A 21863-nucleotide genomic window follows, 5' to 3' on the forward strand; every position below is an offset into this window, starting at 1 on the left:
TATAGGGCTAGTCCGCTTGAGCGTCGGGGGGAAACAAAAATGCCCACCGAAGTGGGCATTTGCGATAAGAAGACCGGGTTAGTGAATGCCCAGCTTTTTCTCCAGGTAGTGGATGTTGGTGCCACCGTGCTGGAAGTTCTCATCTTTCATAATGACTTGCTGTAGTGGAATGTTGGTTTTGATACCTTCCACAATCATCTCGTCCAGCGCATTGCGCATACGGGCGATTGCGACGTCACGGTTTTCACCGAAGGTGATCAGCTTACCGATCATTGAGTCGTAGAACGCTGGTACGGTGTAGCCAGAGTAGATGTGCGATTCCCAACGAACGCCCATACCACCTGGTGAGTGGAAACGGGTGATCTTGCCTGGACAAGGCAGGAAGCGCTCTGGGTCTTCCGCGTTGATACGACATTCCATCGCATGGCCGCGGATTTTGATGTCATCCTGAGTGAACGACAGTGGCTGACCCGCCGCAATGCGCAGCTGTTCTTTAATCAGGTCAACGCCAGTCACCATTTCAGTCACTGGGTGTTCAACCTGAATACGCGTGTTCATTTCGATGAAGTAGAACTCGCCGTTTTCATACAGGAACTCAAACGTACCTGCGCCGCGGTAACCGATTTCGATACATGCACGAGTACAACGTTCACCGATGTACTTACGCATCTCTTCAGTAATGCCTGGTGCCGGAGCTTCTTCCACCACTTTCTGGTGACGACGCTGCATTGAACAGTCGCGCTCACCCAGGTGAATTGCGTTGCCCTGACCATCAGCCAGAACCTGCACTTCAACGTGACGAGGGTTTTCCAGGAATTTTTCCATGTAAACCATATCGTTGTTGAACGCCGCTTTCGCTTCTGCACGGGTCATGCTGATAGCATTGACCAGTTCCGCTTCGCTGCGAACCACACGCATACCACGACCGCCGCCGCCACCAGAGGCTTTGATGATCACTGGGTAGCCAATGCGTTTCGCGTGCGCTTTGTTTTTCGCTTCATCATTGTCCAGAGGACCGTCAGAACCTGGTACACAAGGAACGCCTGCTTTCTTCATCGCGGTGATCGCTGACACTTTGTCACCCATCAGGCGAATGGTGTCGGCTTTCGGGCCTACGAAGATAAAGCCGCTGCGCTCAACTTGCTCAGCGAAGTCCGCGTTTTCAGACAGGAAGCCGTAACCCGGGTGGATTGCCACTGCGCCGGTTACTTCTGCTGCAGAAATGATACGTGGGATGTTTAGGTAGCTGTCGATGCCTTTCGCAGGACCGATACACACGGTTTCGTCCGCCAGCAGCACGTGTTTCAGATCGCGGTCTGCAGTGGAGTGAACGGCAACAGTTTTGATGCCCAATTCTTTACATGCACGAAGAATACGAAGCGCAATTTCGCCTCGGTTCGCGATGACTAACTTATCTAGCATAACTACGCGCCTCGATTATTCGATGACAACAAGTGGCTGGTCGAATTCAACTGGCTGACCGTCTTCAACGAGGATCTCGGTAACAACACCAGATTTGTCTGCTTCGATTTGGTTCATCATCTTCATCGCTTCAACGATGCACAGAGTGTCACCCGCTTTCACAGTTTGGCCCACTTCGATGAACGCTTTTGAATCTGGACTTGGAGAGCGGTAGAAAGTACCAACCATTGGAGAAAGAACCATGTGGCCCGCAGGAGTTTTAGAAGCTGCTGGTGCTTCAGCTGCTGGAGCCGCCGCAGGTGCAGCTACTGGAGCTGGCGCTGCGATTGGAGCAGGTGCTGCGTAATGAATCGGTGCAACCGGTGCGACACCGTGACGACTGATGCGTACCGACTCTTCACCTTCAGAAATTTCTAGCTCAGCAATGCCAGACTCTTCAACCAATTCGATAAGCTTCTTGATTTTACGAATATCCATTGTTTCTTTCTCTTTTATCTTGTGAGTAAGACAGCTCAAGTGAGCTGCAGAGTGTTTGGGGTTACTTTGTTTGCAGCGCGCGAATGGCCGCCGACAAAGCGAATTCATAGCCTTGTGCACCAAGACCGCAAATCACACCTTGTGCCTTATCAGACAAGTAGGAGTGATGACGGAACGGCTCACGAGCATGTACATTTGATAAATGCACTTCGATAAATGGAATAGCAACCCCCAGCAAAGCATCACGTAACGCCACACTCGTGTGAGTGAATGCTGCCGGATTAATAATAATGAAGTCCACTTTGCCGTATGAACGGTGAATGGCTTCAATCAGCTCGTATTCGCGATTTGACTGAAGATGTTCCAACTCAATGCCAGCGCTTTCTGCTTGTTGTTGTAGATTCGCTACAATTTGGTCCAAAGTTTGTGAGCCGTAGTGTGCCGGTTCACGTAAACCTAATAAGTTTAAGTTTGGACCATTTAAAACCAGAATGCGTGATTTTGCTGCCATTGTGTTGCTATCTCCCTTTATTATGTAGTTATTGCGAATGTTCCCATATTATCGCTTATTCGACACAACTTTTTTGTCAAAAGTTCGCGGTTTTTATTAAATTGACCAAGATTATAGCTAATTCATAGCAAATGGCAGCAATTTACTGGTCTTATCACTTTGTTTGACTCTCGTAGCATCACGATAACATTTCTTTCGCGCGAAAACGGCGATAGAAGGATAGCGGCAGAGCAGACGGGGCTTTCTCCGTGCTGGTGCTAACGACAGAGCGCATTCAGTCAGGCTTTGGTGGCAGGGTAATAACGCGCAGAAACAAAAGCACCTTCCAGAGGAAGGTGCTTGGTCATCAAGAGATTTGCGGCAGAGTTAGGCTAACTGCGCTTTCTCGGCAATCAGTTTGTCGACCACACTTGGATCGGCGAGGGTGGAGGTGTCGCCCAGATTGCTGGTATCGCCCGTGGCAATCTTACGCAGAATGCGGCGCATGATCTTACCTGAACGAGTTTTTGGCAGCGCGTCTGTCCAGTGCAGTACATCCGGTGTGGCGATCGGGCCAATCTCTTTACGCACCCAATCTTTCACTTCTTTATGCAGTTCTGCGCTTGGATATACGCCATCATTGAGGGTGATGTAGGCGTAAATCGCCTGGCCTTTAATATCGTGCGGCACACCCACCACAGCGGCTTCAGCAATCTTATCAAACGCCACCAGAGCGGATTCAATTTCGGCGGTACCCATACGGTGACCAGAGACGTTCAGTACGTCATCCACGCGGCCAGTGATCCAGTAGTAGCCATCTTCATCACGGCGCGCACCGTCACCAGTAAAGTACATGCCTTTAAAGGTCGAGAAGTAGGTTTGCTCGAAACGTTCATGGTCGCCGTACACAGTACGCATCTGGCCTGGCCATGAATCGAGAATGACCAGATTACCTTCTGCTGCGCCGTCAATGACTTCGCCCATGTTGTCGACCAGTGCGGGTTGCACGCCAAAGAACGGACGTGTCGCTGAGCCTGGTTTCAGTGCGGTTGCACCTGGCAGTGGCGTGATCAGAATGCCGCCCGTTTCGGTTTGCCACCAGGTATCGACGATCGGTGATTTTTCATTACCGATGGTTTTGTAGTACCACTCCCACGCTTCCGGGTTAATCGGTTCGCCTACTGAACCCATAATGCGCAGACTGCTGCGCGAGGTGCCTTTTACAGCTTCATCGCCTTTCGCCATCAGGGCGCGGATCGCGGTGGGTGCGGTGTACAGAATGTTGACTTGGTGTTTATCGACCACTTCGCTCATGCGTGCCGTGCTCGGGTAGTTCGGCACACCTTCAAACAGAATGGTTTTCGCGCCGTTCGCCAGTGGTCCGTAAATCAGATAAGTGTGGCCAGTGATCCAACCCACGTCGGCGGTACACCAGAAAGTTTCGCCTGGCTGGTAGTCGAATACGTATTTGAAGGTCATGGTCGCGTAAACCAGATAACCGCCAGTGGTGTGCAGGACACCTTTTGGCTTACCGGTTGAGCCAGAGGTGTACAGAATGAACAGCGGATCTTCCGCTTTCATCTCTTCTGGCGGGCAGATATCAGAGGCTGCAGCCACAGCATCGTGCCACCAGACGTCGCGATGTTCGTGCCATGCGACGTTGCCGCCAGTACGTTGGAAGACGATCACTTTGCTGATCGTTTTCACTTCCGGGTTGGTCAGTGCTTCATCGACGTTTTTCTTCAGTGGCACGGCACGGCCGCCACGCACGCCCTCATCGGCGGTGATCACAATCTTGGAATCCGAATCGATGATGCGGCCCGCCAGTGCCTCTGGAGAGAAGCCACCAAACACCACGGTATGAACGGCGCCGATGCGGGTACATGCCAGCATAGCCACAGCCGCTTCCGGTACCATCGGCATGTACAGACACACCACGTCGCCTTTGCGTACGCCCTGAGCTTTCAGCGCGTTAGAAAAACGGCACACTTCACGGTGCAGTTCTTTGTAAGTCAGCGTTTTATCATCGGCCGGGTCATCACCTTCCCAGATGATGGCGACATCGTCGCCACGCTCCGCCAGATGGCGATCAAGACAGTTGGCCGACACGTTCAGGGTGCCGTCTTCAAACCAGCGAATATCGACGTGGCCAGTATCAAAAGAGGTGTGTTTCACTTTGGTGAATGGCTTAATCCAATCCACAATCTTACCGTGTTCGCTCCAGAACCCTTCCGGATCGGATACTGACTGTTGGTACATCGCCAGGTAGGTATCGTTGTCGGCATGGGTGCGCGCTTTAATGTTTTCTTTAACCGGATAAATGTGGGCTTCACTCATTGCATATTCTCCTTGTGAATACAGCAAATTTCCCTTTCACACCGCGTTTCAAACACGAGGGAGGAAATTCGATATGCCTATAACTCTTAGTCAGGGGAGGTTTTTTCACAATTAGACTTTAGGATGAATGGTCGATTTGTTGTGCGAAAATAGGCAGTTAAGCTGGTTTTTGAGAAGTGGATCTAAGCTTGCACAACGCAATTTGAGCGTTAGGGCTAAGACACATGGTGTGACGACGATCTAAACGTGGGTAAATCACCATTGGTCAGACGGACATACACCAGAGCTGCGGCAATCGCATCCTGCAGCGCATCGTGTTTGTCCTGCAGTGGTAAATCCAGATGACGGCAAATCGCATCCAGACTGAGGTCGAAATAGGCATTCGGCAGATGTTTTTCCAGCTTGTCATGATAAATCTGGCTGACTTCGATTAAAGAATTGGGTAGCGGGAAGCCAAGATGGCGCCGACAGGCAATATCGAGAATCTTTTTGTCGTAGCGGATGTGATAGCCGACCAGCGGACGATTACCGATGAAATCGAGCAATCGGGTTAATGCCTCGCGCTCGCTGATGCCATCGATAAGATCCTGATGACGCATGCGGTGAATACGCACTGAGCCTGAGTCGAGCGATTGTGGTGCGCGCAACCGCACTTCAAACGGCTGGCTGGTCAGAATGCGGTTGCCGATGATTTTGGTGGCGGCGATCGTGACCAGCTCCGCGCGGTTGGGATCTAGGCTGGTGGTCTCACAATCGAGCGAGACATATTCCTGTTCGCCAGGCGCGGTGAACAGTGCCTGATAGGGTGAACCGCGAAGCTTGTAATGCCAGTACTGGCGGGCAATCCAGTTCATCGCTCAGTCCCGAATCTGATAGTGGTAACCCAGCCACTGCTTGAACTTCTTCACCACATGCAGGCTGTGGCGCAGTAAATCGCGTTCTGCCCGATCCAGCTGTTTTAAATCAAGCGTGTTGGCGCTGTGCTGGTTGCTGAGTTGCTGGGCGAGACGCAACTTAAAGAACTGCTTGAGTGCTTCACTGAGATTATCGCCAGTCTCTTGTTCTAACACCTTACGTTTGACCAGAGTTTCGATGCGTTCAAACGTGTTGTTGACCTCAATGTTGTGTTCGAGGCTCAGAGCACGAATGCCGTGCACGATGGGGAAGATTCCTCCCTGTTTGATATCGAGGCCAGATTTAGAGTTCTTCACATTACCAAACAGGGTCAGCGGCACTGAGAAGTTGAGCGCCGGACGCGTAAACTCGGTCAGAATCAGCTCCTGATCGGCCATCAGATGATGGAGGTGTTGTTTGACCGGGGTCAGTAGCTCTTTGTTGCCCGCAACAGCATGAGCATCGGCCATGATGGCGATGTCCATCACTTGCTCGGATCGGGCGGCCTTGACCCAGTCGGTTAAAGTCTGCTTCCAGGCCGCTTGCGACTTAACCCATTTCGGGTTGTTGACCATCACTTTGCCGGGGCAGAGTGGATATCCCAGTTGCAATAAGGTGTGAGACAGCTCGTTCATGATCGGTTGGCACTGATGCCATTCCAGCCCGTCTTTGATGATCAGGGCATTATCCTGATCGGTTTTGAGAATTTGTTCTCCGCGTCCTTCCGAACCGAGCACAATCAGGCAGCAGTGATCATGCAGCGCGGGTGGCACTACCAGTTCAAATGCCTTTTCGATGATTTGTTCGTTCACCGCCGAGATCAGTTCCATCACAAAACGGGTGCGTACGCCACGACTGAGCAGGCTCTCCACCAGTTGGCGCTGCTTGTTGGATGCCAGCGCCAGCTCCTCAACACTCGAAGCTCGGGCGATCGCCAGTGTCAGAACATGGGAATGGGTTGAGAAAGCACTGAGGATCTGAATCATGTCCAGGATGCCGACCGCTTGGTTGCCTTCGCACACCATCAGGCGTTTGACGCGCTGGCGGGTCATCATCACCATGGCATTGAACAGGAAGTCCCCCTCATCGACATGCAGGACCGGAAACGTCGCGATCTGCCCCACGGGAGTATCGAGGGCAAATCCGTCCAGCATCACCGCATGCAGCATGTTGGTCCGGGTGACGATGGCGTAGGGATGGGCATGGCTGTTTTGCAGTCTGGGGTCGCCTTCGGCCAGTTGCACCAAAGCGGCATCTACCCCGTTGTCTTTCATCATTTGAGTGACGGCCTGCAGTGGCTGATCCGGAGTGAGCAGCATCGGCGACAGGTAAATCGACTGATCGACTTTGGTCAGAATGAACTCGGCGATATTTTTCTGTTGCTGCGCCGCTTCGATTAATTCCTGACGTTTGGCCAGATTATTATCGAAGTACGCCGCAAATTGACCATTTTCATTGTACAGCTCGAGAAATACGCTTTGGGGCAGCAGGTAACTGAGGGTATCTTCCAGCGCGACATAATGATGCTTGGTGTTGCCTTCAAAGATCGCCCGGACATCAAACAGGTCATCGTTGGCGTAATGAGCATAAATCTCTTTGCCGTCAGCGGAGCGTTCTTCCACGGTTCCTTTGATTAACACATGCAGATGCGCACACGGCTGGCCGCTGTGCAGAATCACTTCACGCTCACGAAAATAGGCGACGTCCAACGAGGCGCGCAGGTATTGCTGTTGACTGGCCGTCAGGCGGTCAAATGGCGGGGACTGCATGTTGAATTTATCCGGCATGACGCAAGCTCACCTTAGAGAATCATCTATGGTAAGTGTGACGAATTTCTTTCCGGCCTCCAGACGACTTTGGTCTAATGGATGCGGCCGCCAAACGGATTAAGTGTGAATAGGGAAACAGTGCGTTGAACAAAGATCCCTTTTTCGCCAACGGGACTCATTGCATAATACCCACGCTTTTAACGACGGTTTCATTTTAGGATCACTAATGCTAAACCCTTCACCTTTTGGATGGATATCCCAGTATTTTATCGGTTTCTTCTTTGCTTACGGCGTGTATCTGCCGTTCTGGTCGCTGTGGTTTGCCGACCAGGGCGTGTCAGCGACCGATATCGGTGTGTTAGTCGGCATTGGTTTTGCGACCCGTTGTGTCGCCAACCTGGTGATCACGCCGCGCGTGCACAAAGCGGAGCTGCTGCTACCTGCGCTACGCTGGCTGAGTCTGGCTGCGCTGCTGTTTGTTGCGTTTCATTTCTTTACCGGCGGCAGTTTCTGGCTGATGGCATTGGCTACCGTGCTGTTTAACCTCTGTTGTGGTCCGGTGGTGCCGCTGTCGGATGCGATGGCTAACTACTATGCCAAACGTAAAATGCTCGACTACGGCCGTACCCGTCTGTGGGGCTCGGTGGCGTTTATCGCCGGTTCAACCGTGGTGGGCTTTCTGGTTGCGCATTACGGCGCGACCATGATTCTGTATACCGCGCTGTTCGGTGTGTTTGTCTCACTCATCATCAGCTTGCGTAATCCCAATCCGATGCCAGTGACCGAGCATAGTGAGCATGCTGAGCGTCTCAAACTGATGTCATTACTGCGTGAATGGCCGGTGCTGAAGTTCCTGTTGCTGGTGGCCCTGATTCAAGGCAGCCATGCGGCGTATTACAGTTTCAGTTCTATCTACTGGAAACAGGCGGGTCATTCGGAAGATGTGATCGGCTATCTGTGGAGCCTGGGCGTGGTGGCGGAAGTGCTGGTGTTTGCATTCAGCAAGCGTCTGTTTTCCGGCTGGAGTCTGCGTACGCTGTTTGTGATTGCCTCACTGGGCGTGATAGCGCGTTGGGGCATGACGGCTTCGACCACGGCGATTGTTGCGCTGGTGGCGATTCAGCTGCTGCACGGCGTGACGTTTGCGATGGCGCACATTGCAGCCATTCAGTACATCCAGCACGCACCGCAGAACAAAATGGTGGCGTTGCAGGCGCTGTATAACGCTATTCCATTGGGGGCCGTCATTGCGCTGATGACAACACTCAGTGGCTGGGGATACGAACACTGGGGTGCATCAGTGTTCTGGGCGATGGCGGCGATGGGACTGCTGGCGCTGCTGGTGAAAGTCGAACAGCCGCAAACCTCGGTCTCAATGCAGAAAGCGGAGCCTGAAGCACAGATTTAATGCTGGCTGATTGAGCAATTCGCTAATCCTTTGTTTAATAAAAGTCTCTTCACTATGCCTTGCGCTGGGAAGGGACTTTTTTGTCACTGCGGTGCAGCAACAAGGATAAGCAATGCAAGGATGGTTAGTGATACCCGTGTCGCTCATGTATCTGGGCGTACTGTTTTTAATTGCCTGGTATGGTGACCGGCAGACCCGCTGGCTGGCGAAATGGCGTCCGTGGATCTACAGTCTGTCGATAGCGGTGTACTGTACATCTTGGACCTTTTACGGCACGGTCGGCCAGGCAAGTGCCAACCCTTGGTCATTTCTGCCCATCTATATTGCCCCTATTTTAGTGTTCGCCTTTGGCTGGCGTATTCTGGCCCGGCTGATTCTGATCGCCAAGCGCGAACACATCACTTCCATTGCCGACTTTATCGGTGCGCGTTACGGTAAATCCCAAGGCCTGGCGGTTGCGGTCACACTGATTGCGGTTGCAGGGATCCTGCCTTACATCGCGTTGCAGCTGCGCGGCATCACTATGGGGCTCAACATCGTTGCTCCGGATCTGCGTGAGCAGTTTGGGTATCAGGACGATCATGTTTCCTGGTTTGTGGTACTGGCGCTGGCGCTGTTCACCATGCTGTTCGGTACCCGCCATATCGATAACACCGAACATCACCGTGGCATGATGATGGCGATCGCGTTTGAGTCGATCGTCAAGCTAGTGGCCTTTTTGGTGGTCGGGCTGTTCATTCTGTTTCTGGCGTTCAGCCACGACAGTGTCAACCTGATTGAGACAGCACGGGCAACTTATCAGACGCCAAACTGGCCGACCCTGTTTGTCCACACGGTGCTGACGATGATCGCGATCATCTGTCTGCCGCGTCAGTTCCATACCATGGTGGTGGAAAACGAGCGAGCTCAGGATCTGCATACTGCACGCTGGCTGTTTCCGATTTATCTGATCCTGATGGGGCTGTTTGTATTGCCGATTGCCTGGGTCGGGCAAAGCTTGCTTGGCGGCACGTCACCGGATACGTTTGTGATTAGTGTACCGATGTCGGTCGGCGCTGAAGATATTGCGCTATTGGCGTTCCTCGGCGGCACGTCGGCGGCATCAGGCATGGTGATTGTTTCCACCATCGCGTTGGCAATCATGGTGTCCAATGATTTGGTGATGCCGTTATTGCTGCGCCGCATGCGGCTGTCTCAGCGCAACCACCGTCACTTCTCCGGGTTGCTGGTGATTATTCGCCGCACGTTGATCCTGCTGTTATTGCTGGGAGCGTGGGGCTTTTACCTCGCTCTGGATACCATTCCGTCATTGTCGGCAATTGGTTTTCTCTCCTTTTCGGCGATCACTCAGTTTGCGCCAGCGCTGATTGGCGGGATGTACTGGCGCGAAGGGAACCGCAAAGGGGTGTATGTCGGCCTCGCGGTTGGTTTTACGCTGTGGCTGATAACCCTGATGACCGCTACCAACATGTTGGCCGGGGATGAACAGAGCAACATCTTGTTGTGGTTGATCACGCCGCCGGATGTACTGGGCAGCATGGGGCTGAAGAATTCCGACTGGGGGATGATCCTCAGCGTATCGCTCAATGCGCTGTGCTACGTGCTGGTGTCGTGGGGAACACGCTCAAGCCTGAGTGAACGGCTGCAATCGGCCGCGTTTGTCGGTACGCCGCTGCCTGAAAACGAAAACATGAGCTTGTATCAGAGCCGAGTGACGGTGGGCGAGCTGGAAATGCTCGCGTCGCGGTTTGTTGGTCGAACTCGGGTGCGCGCTGCCTTTACTCAATACTGGGGACAGCAACGTGAAACCCTGATGCCCAACCAGCAAGCGCCATCCACGCTGATTCGCCATACCGAGCGGGTGCTCGCCGGGGTGTTTGGTGCATCTTCGGCCAAACTGGTGCTGACCTCGGCGCTGCAGGGCCGCAACATGCAGCTTGAAGAGGTCGCCACCATTGTTGATGAAGCCTCGGAGCTGTACGACTTTAGTCGCGGACTGCTGCAAGGGGCGATTGAACACATCGGGCAGGGCATCGCCGTGGTGGATAAACAGCTGCGCCTGGTGGCGTGGAACCAACGTTATCTTGAGCTGTTTGATTTCCCGCTCGGCCTGATTCAGGTCGGCCGGCCAATCGCAGATGTGATTCGCCATAACGCAGTGCAAGGGCTGTGCGGCCCCGGAGACCCGGAAGACCACGTGCGCCGCCGCGTGTATCACCTTGAGCAGGGCTCTCGTCATACTTCATCGCGTGTGCGTCCCGATGGCCGTGTGATTGAAGTGCAGGGTAACCCGATGCCCGGCGGCGGATTCGTCATGAGCTTCACCGATATTACTGTGTTCCGCGATGCCGAGCAGACGCTCAAAGAAGCCAATGAAAATCTCGAAGAACGGGTACTCGAGCGAACCCGTGAGTTGGAAAAACTCAACAAACAGCTGGTCTCCGCCACGCAACGCTCGGAACGAGAATCGCAGTCCAAATCGCGTTTTCTGGCTGCGGTCAGTCACGACCTGATGCAACCCCTCAATGCTGCGCGCCTGTTTGCCTCGTCTCTGGCCGAAGTCGCCAGAGACGATGAAGTGAAACGCCTGTCGCACCATATCGAAAGTGCGCTGAGTGCGGCGGAAGACTTAATTGGCGATTTGCTGGATATCTCCCGCCTTGAATCGGGCAAGCTGGAGATTCATCCGCAGAGCTTTGCGATTAAAGATGTGCTGGCCAATCTCAATGCCGAGTTCAGCGCGCTGGCGCGCCAGCAAGGTGTCGACTTTTGTATGGTGCCCTCTTCTTTATATGTACGCTCCGATCCTAAGTTGCTGCGCCGTGTGGTGCAGAATTTCCTGACCAACGCGTTTCGCTATAATCCGAAAGGTAAAGTGTTGCTCGGCGTACGCCGCATTAATGGCAAGGTGCGGATTGACGTGTGGGACAACGGCATCGGCATAGAAGAAGACAAACAGCAGGAGATTTTTGAAGAGTTCAACCGTGGTGGTCAGGTGCGTTCAGACCAAGGGCTTGGGCTGGGGTTGGCAATCTCTAAAGGTATCGCCCATGTGCTGGGGCACGAGATCTCCATGCGCTCCTGGCCGGGACGCGGCAGCGTATTTTCGCTGACGCTGGAACAGTCACAGCCAGTGGTACAAGAAGCGCCGATTGTGGCGGTGGCCGAGGCTGTGTCTGATCTCAGTTATCTGCGTGTGCTGTGCGTGGATAATGAAGAAGACATTCTGGTGGGCATGCGAGATTTACTTGAGCGCTGGGGCTGCGAAGTGAAGACCGCCACCGATCTGGTGAGCAGTTTGAAAGCGCTCGATAATCAGTGGATTCCGGATGTGATTTTATCCGATTACCGACTCGACAATGGCCGCACAGGATTAGAAGTCTTGCAGCAATGCCGTTTGCGTTTGGGCGACTGCTTTGAGGGCATTATCATCAGTGCTGATCGCAGCGCGGATATTCTTGATGGGATTAAATCCAACGGCTTTGGCTTTATTGCGAAACCCGTCAAACCGATAAAACTGCGCGCGATGCTCAATCGTGTTGGATAAGCCTATGAGTGCGAAATAAAAAACGCCCTGCAAGGGCGTTTTTTTACAGCGTATTGATGGTCAGCGGCCAGCCAATATCAGTTTGGCGGTTGGCTTCCAACTCCAGTTCCGCGTGGGTGAGCGGATTTTGCTCCAGCCAATCGGCATCGAGACTTAACGTCAGCTTGTCGCCTTCCGCAACCAAGGTTACCTGAGGTTCCAGTGCGGCGTTGCGGCGATGGCTGAGCAGAACGGCAAGACGGAACAGACGCAGTACGCGTTTACCACTGGTGCCGGACAGGGCGTATTGCTCTGGCAGCGAAGTCAGTTGTTCACGATAGCGACGTGCCAGTTCCGCGAGAAAATGCTTCTGCGCTCGGGTGTAGCCCGGCAGCTCAAGGTGCTGGAGCAGATAAGCACTGTGTTCGCCGCCTTTTTTGTAATCGATAGACAGCCCGATTTCATGTAGCTGTGCCACACTGCTCAGCAACATTTCCGCCTGCGGTTCGCTAATCCACTCTTCACCACCGCATTGAGCCAGTAGTTTGGCGGCCAGCGTAGCCACTTGTTCCCCGTAAGCGGTATCGAGCTGGTAGCGGTTCTGAATGCTGGCGATGGTGCGGGCACGAATATCGTCCTGACGCAGACCTTCGACCATTTCATACACCAAACCTTCACGTAGCGCGCCGCCGGCCAGTGTCATTGCATCAATATTGAGTGATTCGAAAATCGCGATCAGAATAGACAAGCCGCTTGGAAAGACTAAGGCCCGTTCCAGCGTCAGCCCTTCAATTTCCAGTTCTTCCAGGTGATCGGCCAGCATGGCTTGCTTTTGCAAACGCTTGAGCTTGGCTAGCGTGATCACCTCATCCATGCCTTGCGCCAACATGATCTCTTGCAGCGCTTGTACCGTTCCGCTGGCGCCAACGCACACATTCCAGCCTAGTTGCGTGTACTGTTCCAGAATGGGATCCAGCATCTGCTTGGCAGCATGAATGGCGTTATTGAAGTTGGTCGCATTGAGCTGACGGTCTTTAAAATGACGTTCCAACCAGGTAACGCAGCCCATTTTCAGGCTGGTCAGGGCTTTGGCTTCAAAACCTTCACCGATAATCAGCTCGGTGCTGGCGCCGCCAATGTCCACCACCAGTCGACGGCCCATGCCTCCGGAGGTGTGGGCGACCCCTTTGTAAATCGTGGCCGCTTCCTCTTCGCCGGAGATCACCTCTATCTGGTGACCAAGAATGGCGTTCGCTTTGTTAAGAAACGCATCGACATTCGTAGCTGTGCGCAGTGTGGCAGTACCGACAATGCGGATATTCTCATCAGGAATATCTTGCAGGCGCTCAGCAAACAGACTGAGACAGTCCCAGCCACGCTGCATCGCTTCAAAGCTCAACGCATTGTTTTCATCCAGACCAGCGGCTAAACGCACTTTGCGTTTGATTTTTGCCATAGTCTGAACGCTGCCATCAATATGGCGCACAATCAACATGTGAAAACTGTTCGACCCGAGGTCGATAGCAGCATACAGCGGTGAAGAAACGGCTTGACTCATAGGCGGCTTACGAATCCTTGTTCTGACGCGGACGAGGTGAGCGCGGACGACGTTGAGATTTACGGTTGCCGTTATTGTTGTTGCGTTGACCGCCGGTGTTGGTGCGGCGTTGCTGTGATGAACGCATCGTCAGCGCTTTCGGCAGATCGGTCAGCAGAGCTGACGGGTCGTACTCAGACGTTGGAATCGCATGCTCAATGTACTCTTCGATGCCTGGCAGGTTAATTGCGTACTCTTCACAAGCGAAGCTGATTGAGTGACCGCTGGCACCTGCACGACCAGTACGGCCGATACGGTGAACGTAGTCTTCACAATCGTCTGGCAGGTCGTAGTTAAATACGTGTGTTACCTGAGGAATGTGCAGGCCGCGAGCCGCGACGTCGGTAGCGACCAGAACGTCCACTTCGCCTTTTGTGAACTGCTCAAGGATACGTTCACGTTTTTTCTGCGGAACGTCACCAGTCAGCAGGCCTACGCGATGACCATCGGCAGCCAGATGGCCCCAGATTTGTTCACAACGGTGCTTGGTGTTGGCAAATACAATCGCGCGATCCGGCCATTCTTCTTCAAGTAGAGTTTGCAGTAACGCCATCTTGTGTTCATTCGATGGGTAGAACAGCTCTTCTTTAATACGGTGACCGGTTTTTTGCGTTGGCTCCACCACCACGTGCTCAGGATTGTGCATGTGTTCAAACGCCAGTTCCTGTACGCGGTAAGACAGCGTCGCTGAGAACAGCATGTTGAGACGGTCTTTCGGCTCCGGCATACGACGGAACAGGAAGCGGATATCTTTAATAAAGCCAAGGTCGAACATGCGGTCGGCTTCATCCAGTACCACAGCCTGAATGTTGTTGAGGTTAAAGACGCGCTGTTTGTAGAAATCGATGATACGGCCAGTGGTGCCGATCAGCACGTCTACGCCGTCTTGCAGTTTCGCCAACTGTTTGTCGTAGCTTTCGCCGCCATAAGCAAGCGCTGCTTTAATACCGGTGCTGGCAATCAGAGGCTCGGCATCGTTATAGATTTGAATCGCCAGTTCACGGGTCGGAGCCATAATGATCGCACGAGGTTGCGTTGGCTGACGGCCCTCAATTTCTGGTGTAGTCAATAAATGGTGGAAAGTAGCAGTAAGAAACGCGAGCGTTTTACCAGTACCCGTCTGGGCCTGGCCTGCGATGTCTTGGCCGGTGAGCAGTACCGGCAGCGCCAAGGCTTGGATAGGGGTGCAGTGTTCGAACCCTTTTTTTTCCAATCCTTCAATGACTTGCGGATGTAAACCGAAGTCGGCGAACTTTTGCTCTGTGATATGCGTCTTTTTCATAGGTATAGAATATCAGCTTAGGCTTGCAATACGGAAGTAAATACATTCCAATAGAGCATCTATTTACTGGTTAGTATGCAACCAGTTCAGAAAAACACATTGGAGTGGATGATGAGTGATAAAATTTTGCAGCTTTCTGATGAAGGTTTTGAGAACGATGTGATCAAAGCTGCAGGCCCGGTTCTTGTTGATTTTTGGGCAGAATGGTGTGGTCCTTGTAAAATGATTGCGCCGATTCTTGATGAAATCGCAGACGAGTACGAAGGCAAACTCACTATCGGTAAACTGAATATCGACCACAACGCGGGAACTCCGCCTAAGTTTGGTATTCGTGGCATTCCAACGCTTCTTCTGTTTAAAGATGGTAGCGTTGCAGCAACCAAAGTTGGTGCGCTATCTAAGACTCAACTGAAAGAATTCTTAGACGCGAACCTATAAGGGAACGCCCAGAAACCGTACATAGCAATATGTGCGGTTTTGTTTTTGGTAAAAAACATTTTCTAGACTAGGCTAATATTTAGTGCTAGTTTATCGCACGTTAATTAAACAAATGTTCACTTCTTGGTCAATCCTGCGACCAAATCCATCTTAACTAGAAAACAGATCCTATTTTGACTAAACAAGTATCCACCACAATGAATCTAACAGAATTGAAGAACAGACCTGTGTCTGATCTTGTGAAACTTGGTGAGAGCCTGGGCCTTGAAAACCTTGCGCGTCTGAGAAAACAAGACATTATCTTCTCCATCCTCAAAGCACATGCAAAAAGTGGTGAAGACATCTTTGGTGACGGGGTCTTGGAAATTCTTCAAGACGGTTTTGGTTTCCTACGCAGTGCAGACAGTTCATACCTGGCTGGTCCTGACGACATCTATGTGTCACCGAGCCAGATTCGTCGCTTTAACCTGCGCACGGGTGACTCGATCGCCGGGAAAATCCGCCCGCCTAAAGAAGGTGAGCGTTACTTTGCACTGTTAAAAGTGAACACAGTTAACGACGACAAACCAGACAACGCCCGCAATAAAATCCTTTTCGAAAACTTAACTCCTCTGCATGCCAACGAACGTATGGTGATGGAACGTGGTAATGGTTCTACTGAAGACATTACGGCGCGAGTTCTCGACCTGGCGGCACCCATTGGTAAAGGTCAGCGTGGTCTGATCGTTGCTCCGCCAAAAGCGGGTAAAACCATGCTGCTGCAAAACATTGCACAAAGTATCGCCAGCAACCACCCTGAGTGTGTGTTGATGGTTCTTCTGATTGACGAACGTCCGGAAGAAGTGACTGAGATGCAGCGTTTGGTGAAAGGTGAAGTGGTTGCTTCGACTTTCGATGAGCCGGCATCACGTCACGTTCAAGTGGCTGAAATGGTGATCGAGAAAGCGAAACGTCTGGTTGAACATAAGAAAGATGTGGTGATCCTGCTGGATTCGATTACTCGTCTCGCTCGTGCTTACAACACGGTCGTGCCTTCATCAGGTAAAGTACTGACTGGTGGTGTGGATGCGAACGCACTGCATCGTCCTAAGCGTTTCTTTGGTGCGGCGCGTAATGTTGAGGAAGGCGGTAGCCTGACGATCATCGCCACTGCGCTGGTTGATACCGGTTCGAAGATGGATGAAGTCATTTACGAAGAGTTCAAAGGTACAGGTAACATGGAACTGCACCTGAACCGTAAGATTGCTGAAAAACGTGTTTTCCCAGCGATCGACTTCAACCGCAGTGGTACTCGTCGTGAAGAGCTACTGACTAAGCCGGATGAACTGCAGAAAATGTGGATTCTACGTAAGATTGTTCACCCTATGGGCGAAACTGATGCGATGGAATTCCTGATCGACAAACTGGCCATGACCAAAACCAATGATGAATTCTTTGACGCGATGCGCCGTCAGTAAGATTTCAGCGAATTAAAAAACACCACCCTCTGGGTGGTGTTTTTGTTTGCATTCTCGCCATGAACCGCCCACAATGGCTAAGAATGTTAACAGGAGGTTAATATGCAACAAGGAATGTTGTTTACACTTCTCCTATCTCTTTCACTCTGGATGACACCCGCTTCGGCGGTGGAAATGGCTCCACAGGAACGTCAGCAACTGTTGCAGGACCATCAACTGCAGCAAAAAGTGGCAGAACTAATGGAACTGGCGGTGAAAGATGATATCGATGCACTCCGTTTTGCGTTACAGCGTTTAGCTCTGCCGCAGCAGGAAGCGGTGCGCTACCTGCTATTACAACATTTGGATCAAAGCCGTTTGGTGTTGTCTCCGAGAATGGTCAATTTTGTTGATGCGCAGCGTCAAATCGCGCCCGTTTATCAAGTGATGGAAAAAGGGGAAGGCTACGAGTTTTCTGTTCCTGCCTTTGATTATCTCGGTATTGCTAATCGAATGATTAAACAATGGAATCAGGATCAGAGCGTACTGGACTTTGTTCTCAAAGCGGAGCGTTATGAACTTAACCTGCACCAATGGCTATCGGGCAATGAACATCAGGTCCAGGCTCGTGAAGCGCTGTTAATTCGTGAGTTTGACAGCTTGTCGGCGGAGGCGGTGAAGGCGTTGACGGACCAACTCACTCAGGCCTCTGTGACCAGTTGGCTACCTTCTTCTTCCGTCATGGTGCGCATGGCTCAGGTCAGTGAAGATCCGCAAGTATATAAGTTACTGTGGTTGATGCGTGCTGACTTTCATGTCGAGCAGGAGCTAGACAGGCTCGCCAAGCAAGGAGATGAATTCGCGCTGCAACAGATGATGGTGGCCGTGGATAATCCACGTCTGAAAAATCAGGCCCTCAAAGAGCTGGCCCGTTCTAAACCGATGTCGGAAGAAGTGAAAACATTTCTGGTCGAGCGATTGGGCAATTCTGATGAAGCTCCGATTGTCGCGCAGGCACTGGCCGATCAGGGATACCAATCATGGCTGAAGGAGATTCTGGCCAGTAATCGTCAGGTGAAGAGTCACGCCATTTTGCAGGTACTGGCGCAATAACGTATTGGTACGCCACAAAAACAGCAAAAGAGGGACCGAGAGTCCTTCTTTTTGTTATACTGCGCGCAGATTAACCAATCATCAGAAGACCTATGAGTTTTAAGGATTTACGTGAATTTCTCGATCATCTGGACAAACATGGCCAGTTGAAACGCATTACGCACCCAATTGACCCTCACTATGAAATGACGGAGATCAGCGATCGCACCTTACGTGCTGGTGGCCCGGCTCTGTTATTTGAAAACCCGATTGGTTCTGACATTCCCGTGCTCACCAATCTGTTTGGTACGCCAGAGCGTGTCGCCATGGGGATGGGGCGAGATCAGGTTCAGGAATTGCGTGAGGTCGGCAAATTATTGGCTTACCTGAAAGAGCCAGAGCCACCGCGCGGTTTTAAAGATGCAATCGACAAACTGCCTGTATTCAAACAGGTTCTCAATATGCCGGCCAAACGATTACGCCGCGCCCCGTGCCAGGATATTGTTTGGCAGGGCGAGGATGTTGATCTCGATAAAGTACCAGTAATGAGCTGCTGGCCGGATGACGTTGCGCCACTATTAACCTGGGGATTGACCATCACGCGTGGTCCCAATAAGAAGCGCCAGAACTTAGGCATCTACCGTCAGCAAAAAATCAGCAAAAATAAAATTATCATGCGCTGGCTTGCTCATCGTGGTGGCGCATTAGATTTTCGTGACTGGATGGAAACCCATCCGGGTGAACCTTTCCCGGTCTCTGTTGCATTTGGTGCTGACCCGGCCACCATTCTGGGGGCGGTCACTCCGGTACCGGACACCTTGTCGGAATACGCATTTGCCGGTTTACTGCGTGGCAGCAAAACCGAAGTAGTGAAGTCCATCAGTAATGATCTGGAAGTGCCTGCCAGCGCGGAAATCGTCTTGGAAGGATATATCGACCCTAACGAGTACGCTGATGAAGGCCCGTATGGCGATCACACTGGCTACTATAATGAAGTCGAACGCCACCATGTGTTCACGGTGACGCATGTTACTATGCGCAATCAACCGATCTATCACAGTACTTATACCGGACGTCCACCTGATGAACCTGCGGTACTGGGTGTGGCACTCAACGAAGTGTTTGTGCCGATTCTGCAAAAGCAGTTTCCCGAAATTACTGATTTCTATCTGCCACCGGAGGGATGCTCTTACCGCATGGCGGTGGTGACGATGAAAAAACAGTATCCGGGGCATGCGAAGCGCGTCATGATGGGTGTTTGGTCTTTCCTGCGTCAGTTTATGTACACCAAATATGTCATTGTCTGTGATGAATCGGTGAATGCCCGAGACTGGGGCTGTGTGATTGCAGCCATGACTGAGCATATGGATCCGGTACGCGATACCTTGATGATAGAGCACACGCCGATTGATTCGCTGGACTTTGCTTCATCCGTGGTAGGGCTAGGTTCGAAGATGGGCATGGATGCGACCATCAAGTGGCCGGTGGAGCTGGCGATGTCTGAACCGGAGGACAGCACTGATCAGGTAATCGTTGCAGAAGCCGATATCGAAGCATTCAAATCGCAGAACCCGCTGGTATGCGATCTGTACTTACCGCCTTCAGCGAATAATCGCTTCGCGCTGGTCAAAATGGATAAGACGCAAGCGGGTCAGTCTCAGCCAGTGATGGAGGCAGTATTGGCATTTTTGGCGCCATACGCTGATGTGAAGTTTGTGGTGCTGTGTGACGACGATGTCAATATCCGCGACTGGCATGACATTATCTGGGCCATTACTACCCGAATGGATCCTGCCCGTGATACTGTGCGTATGCATGCACAAGGCGGCCGAGTATCTAAGCTCGTCATGGATGCCACCAATAAGTTTGAAGGTGAGGTCCAACGCGAGTGGGGCACGCCTATTAAGAAAGATCCTAAACTGGTCGCGAAAATCGATGCGATTTGGGATGAGTTAAGTATTCTATGACCCACACTGTCCGTTTGCTTCCGAGCAATATTCAGTTTGAGGTAGAAGAAGGGCAAACGGTGTTGGACGCTGCGCTCAACCAGCATATTTCATTTCCACACCGTTGCCAGGTCGGTGCTTGTGCCGCCTGCCTATGCCGCAAAGTCGAAGGTGAGGTCAGTTACCATCTTGAACCTATGCTTACAGAGAAAGAGCAAGCTCAAGGATGGATATTTCCCTGCCAAGCCTTCGCAGAAAGTCATTTAGTACTTACTTTTGAAGAGTAAGTAAGAAGGAAGCTCATGACCATTAAATGTAAAGTAAAGTCTATTCAGCCATTAGCCAGCAATACGTTTCAGATTCTGCTGCATCCGGAACAACCGGTCGCATTCCACGCAGGTCAGTATCTGATGGTCGTAATGGGCGAGAAAGACAAACGTCCGTTTTCCATTGCCAGCAGCCCATGTCGTCATGAAGGCGAGCTGGAGCTGCATATCGGCGCCGCCGAACATAACGCTTATGCGTTGGAAGTCGTGCAAGCCATGCGCCATGCGCTGGAACAGGGATCCGACATTATTATCGATGCGCCGCATGGCGATGCGTGGGTAAAAGAAGACAGTGACCGTCCGTTGCTGCTGATTGCCGGCGGTACAGGCTTTAGTTACGTGCGTTCTATTCTGGATCATTGTGTCGCTCAACAGATGCCTAACGCTCTTTATCTCTACTGGGGTGGGCGCGATGAGAGTCAACTGTATGCAAAAGCCGAGTTAGAAGCGATTGCTGCTCAGAATGAGAATGTTCACTTTATTCCTGTTGTCGAAAACCCAGCACCTCAGTGGACGGGTAAAGTGGGTAACGTACTTCAGGCGATAGAGCAGGATTTCGATTCACTGGCAGAGTTTGACATTTATATTGCTGGCCGTTTTGAAATGGCAGGTGCCGCACGTGAACAGTTTACGCAAAACAAACAAGCACGTAGCGAACGAATGTTCGCGGACGCGTATGCCTTTATCTAGTATCTAAATGGCGTTAAATAAGAAAAAGAGGGCAAAAATGCCCTCTTTTTCGTCTTTTTGCTGGTTTATTCATCGAACGGTCTTTTTTTTAAAGTTTTTTTAAAAAAGCACTTGCGCTGTTTTAATTCCTCCCTATAATGCCGCCTCACTGACACGGCAGACGCCACAAGGCTTCAGCGGTTGTCATCGAGGTGAAAGCTTCTGAAAAAGAAAATTGAAAAAAGTGTTTGACACTCTCAGTTATCTCGCTAGAATGCACCTCCGCTTTGAGAAGAAAGCTTCGAAAAGCAACGCTCTTTAACAATATAAACCTATCAATCTGTGTGGGCACTCGTTGATGATAATCGCAAAAGATTTATCAATGAACTGAGTGACCAATTTGATACTTCGGTATCGAGCACAGTCAATTCAACATTACGTAGTAATGTTATCATGTTGTGAGAACGAAAACAGCTTTCCGAATTTTAAGAATTTGCTTGGCGACCATAGCGTTTTGGACCCACCTGATTCCATTCCGAACTCAGAAGTGAAACGAAACAGCGTCGATGGTAGTGTGGGGTCTCCCCATGTGAGAGTAGAACATCGCCAGGCTTTAAATTTAGACTCTTGAGTCTAACCAGTGCGGAGCGGTAGTTCAGTTGGTTAGAATACCGGCCTGTCACGCCGGGGGTCGCGGGTTCGAGTCCCGTCCGCTCCGCCACTTTATTCGAGAGTCGTCTCATTAAACACGAAC

16 protein-coding genes, 1 tRNA gene and 1 rRNA gene are annotated in these 21863 nt (G+C 51.6%); 10 read left to right on the forward strand and 8 right to left on the reverse strand.

Going from position 1 to position 21863, the window contains the following annotated elements; genetic code table 11:
* Positions 1 to 78 precede the first annotated feature (78 nt).
* From accC to LGV68_RS19035, 6 genes are all read right to left on the reverse strand, one after another.
* Entirely contained in the window at positions 79 to 1422 is a 1344-nt protein-coding gene (gene accC / locus LGV68_RS19010) for an acetyl-CoA carboxylase biotin carboxylase subunit (RefSeq protein ID WP_020431203.1), read from the reverse strand.
* 15 nt (positions 1423 to 1437) lie between these two features.
* Positions 1438 to 1899, reverse strand: a complete 462-nt coding sequence (gene accB / locus LGV68_RS19015; protein WP_020332376.1) for an acetyl-CoA carboxylase biotin carboxyl carrier protein — start codon at positions 1897 to 1899, stop codon at positions 1438 to 1440.
* A gap of 61 nt (positions 1900 to 1960) precedes the next feature.
* Positions 1961 to 2410: a type II 3-dehydroquinate dehydratase gene (aroQ, locus tag LGV68_RS19020; RefSeq protein WP_020332374.1), complete on the reverse strand. Its 450-nt coding sequence runs from the start codon at positions 2408 to 2410 to the stop codon at positions 1961 to 1963.
* A gap of 366 nt (positions 2411 to 2776) precedes the next feature.
* Positions 2777 to 4726, reverse strand: coding sequence for an acetate--CoA ligase (acs, locus tag LGV68_RS19025; protein WP_252535894.1), 1950 nt, complete (start codon positions 4724 to 4726; stop codon positions 2777 to 2779).
* 215 nt (positions 4727 to 4941) lie between these two features.
* Positions 4942 to 5580 (reverse strand): 3'-5' exonuclease, encoded by a 639-nt coding sequence (locus LGV68_RS19030; protein WP_020332372.1) that lies wholly within the window; start codon positions 5578 to 5580, stop codon positions 4942 to 4944.
* Positions 5581 to 5583: 3 nt separating this feature from the next.
* Entirely contained in the window at positions 5584 to 7407 is a 1824-nt protein-coding gene (locus LGV68_RS19035) for a DUF294 nucleotidyltransferase-like domain-containing protein (RefSeq protein ID WP_024374419.1), read from the reverse strand.
* Between the two features lie 208 nt (positions 7408 to 7615).
* Here LGV68_RS19035 and LGV68_RS19040 point away from each other — a divergent pair, with 208 nt between their 5' ends.
* Together LGV68_RS19040 and LGV68_RS19045 are read left to right on the forward strand one after the other, a co-directional pair.
* Positions 7616 to 8797, forward strand: a complete 1182-nt coding sequence (locus tag LGV68_RS19040; protein WP_165881423.1) for a 3-phenylpropionate MFS transporter — start codon at positions 7616 to 7618, stop codon at positions 8795 to 8797.
* 112 nt (positions 8798 to 8909) lie between these two features.
* Positions 8910 to 12344, forward strand: coding sequence for a PAS domain-containing hybrid sensor histidine kinase/response regulator (locus LGV68_RS19045; protein ID WP_252535895.1), 3435 nt, complete (start codon positions 8910 to 8912; stop codon positions 12342 to 12344).
* A 43-nt stretch (positions 12345 to 12387) separates the two neighbouring features.
* Here LGV68_RS19045 and gppA read toward each other — a convergent pair whose 3' ends face one another.
* Both gppA and rhlB read right to left on the reverse strand, forming a co-directional pair.
* Positions 12388 to 13881, reverse strand: a complete 1494-nt coding sequence (gene gppA, locus LGV68_RS19050) for a guanosine-5'-triphosphate,3'-diphosphate diphosphatase (protein ID WP_024374421.1) — start codon at positions 13879 to 13881, stop codon at positions 12388 to 12390.
* Between the two features lie 7 nt (positions 13882 to 13888).
* Positions 13889 to 15202 carry an ATP-dependent RNA helicase RhlB gene (rhlB, locus tag LGV68_RS19055; protein WP_208592706.1) on the reverse strand — a complete coding sequence of 438 codons (1314 nt, stop codon included), beginning with the start codon at positions 15200 to 15202 and terminating at the stop codon, positions 13889 to 13891.
* A 111-nt stretch (positions 15203 to 15313) separates the two neighbouring features.
* Here rhlB and trxA point away from each other — a divergent pair, with 111 nt between their 5' ends.
* The 8 genes from trxA to LGV68_RS19095 all read left to right on the forward strand — a co-directional run bounded on the left by trxA (position 15314) and on the right by LGV68_RS19095 (position 21830).
* Positions 15314 to 15640, forward strand: coding sequence for a thioredoxin TrxA (gene trxA, locus LGV68_RS19060; RefSeq protein WP_004728344.1), 327 nt, complete (start codon positions 15314 to 15316; stop codon positions 15638 to 15640).
* Positions 15641 to 15837: 197 nt separating this feature from the next.
* Entirely contained in the window at positions 15838 to 17097 is a 1260-nt protein-coding gene (gene rho, locus LGV68_RS19065; RefSeq protein ID WP_024374422.1) for a transcription termination factor Rho, read from the forward strand.
* A gap of 102 nt (positions 17098 to 17199) precedes the next feature.
* Complete coding sequence (locus LGV68_RS19070; RefSeq protein ID WP_222787226.1) at positions 17200 to 18189, forward strand: hypothetical protein; 990 nt, start codon at positions 17200 to 17202, stop codon at positions 18187 to 18189.
* A gap of 92 nt (positions 18190 to 18281) precedes the next feature.
* The gene (ubiD, locus tag LGV68_RS19075; RefSeq protein ID WP_252535896.1) at positions 18282 to 20135 is read left to right on the forward strand and encodes a 4-hydroxy-3-polyprenylbenzoate decarboxylase; all 1854 of its coding nucleotides are present in this window, start codon (positions 18282 to 18284) and stop codon (positions 20133 to 20135) included.
* A complete protein-coding gene (locus LGV68_RS19080; RefSeq protein ID WP_020332361.1) occupies positions 20132 to 20401 on the forward strand; it encodes a 2Fe-2S iron-sulfur cluster-binding protein in 270 nt (89 codons plus the stop codon). The genes ubiD and LGV68_RS19080 overlap by 4 nt, the downstream gene beginning before the upstream one ends.
* A 15-nt stretch (positions 20402 to 20416) precedes the next feature.
* Positions 20417 to 21130 carry an NAD(P)H-flavin reductase gene (gene fre, locus LGV68_RS19085; RefSeq protein WP_020431188.1) on the forward strand — a complete coding sequence of 238 codons (714 nt, stop codon included), beginning with the start codon at positions 20417 to 20419 and terminating at the stop codon, positions 21128 to 21130.
* 475 nt (positions 21131 to 21605) lie between these two features.
* Positions 21606 to 21721, forward strand: a 5S ribosomal RNA gene (rrf, locus tag LGV68_RS19090).
* Between the two features lie 32 nt (positions 21722 to 21753).
* Positions 21754 to 21830: transfer RNA gene (locus tag LGV68_RS19095), tRNA-Asp, on the forward strand.
* Positions 21831 to 21863: the final 33 nt, after the last annotated feature.

Origin of the sequence: Vibrio sp. LQ2 (assembly GCF_023920125.1) — a bacterium.
Taxonomy (GTDB): Bacteria; Pseudomonadota; Gammaproteobacteria; order Enterobacterales; family Vibrionaceae; genus Vibrio; species Vibrio fluvialis.